The sequence below is a fragment of the Jeotgalibacillus sp. S-D1 genome (assembly GCF_004358665.1).
In the GTDB taxonomy this organism is placed as follows: Bacteria; Bacillota; Bacilli; order Bacillales; family Jeotgalibacillaceae; genus Jeotgalibacillus.
Genome location: NZ_SMZR01000039.1, coordinates 1 through 803, shown reverse-complemented (window position 1 = coordinate 803; position 803 = coordinate 1). Strand labels below are relative to the sequence as shown.

Annotated in this window: 1 protein-coding gene; it reads right to left on the bottom strand. The window is 54.7% G+C overall.

The genetic code is table 11. The annotated features are described in order from the left end of the window. Positions 1-803 (bottom strand): hypothetical protein (locus E2R51_RS19600; protein ID WP_205703368.1); only part of this gene is annotated, 803 nt, incomplete at both ends.

The following is an 803-nucleotide window of genomic DNA, read 5'->3' as shown; positions in this document are numbered from 1 at the left end:
TCCAGTTGCTCCTGTTACTCCAGTCGCTCCAGTTGCACCAGTTGCACCAGTTACTCCAGTCGCTCCTGTTGGACCTGTTAGACCTGTTGGTCCTGTGACCCCAGTAACTCCAGTTACGCCAGTTGCTCCAGTTACGCCAGTTGCTCCAGTTGCTCCAGTCGCTCCAGTTACTCCTGTTGCTCCGGTTACACCAGTTACACCTGTTGCTCCAGTTACACCTGTTGCTCCAGTTACGCCAGTCGCTCCAGTTACGCCAGTTACACCTGTTGCTCCTGTGACTCCAGTTACGCCAGTTGCACCAGTCGCTCCTGTGACTCCAGTTACGCCAGTTACACCAGTGGCTCCAGTAGATCCAGTTGCTCCTGTTACTCCAGTCGCTCCAGTCGCTCCAGTCACACCAGTTGCACCAGTTACACCAGTGGCTCCTGTTGCTCCAGTCCCTCCAGTGACTCCTGTTGCTCCGGTTACACCAGTTACTCCAGTTACGCCAGTTGCACCAGTTGCTCCAGTTGCACCAGTTACTCCTGTGACTCCAGTTACGCCAGTTACTCCTGTGACTCCAGTTACGCCAGTTGCTCCAGTTGCACCAGTTACGCCAGTTGCACCAGTTACGCCAGTTGCTCCAGTTGCACCAGTTACGCCAGTTGCTCCAGTAGATCCAGTTGCTCCAGTTACACCAGTTGCACCAGTTACTCCTGTGACTCCAGTTACGCCAGTTGCTCCAGTTGCACCAGTTACGCCAGTTGCTCCAGTTACACCAGTTACACCAGTGGCTCCAGTCGCTCCAGTTACGCCAGTTGCTC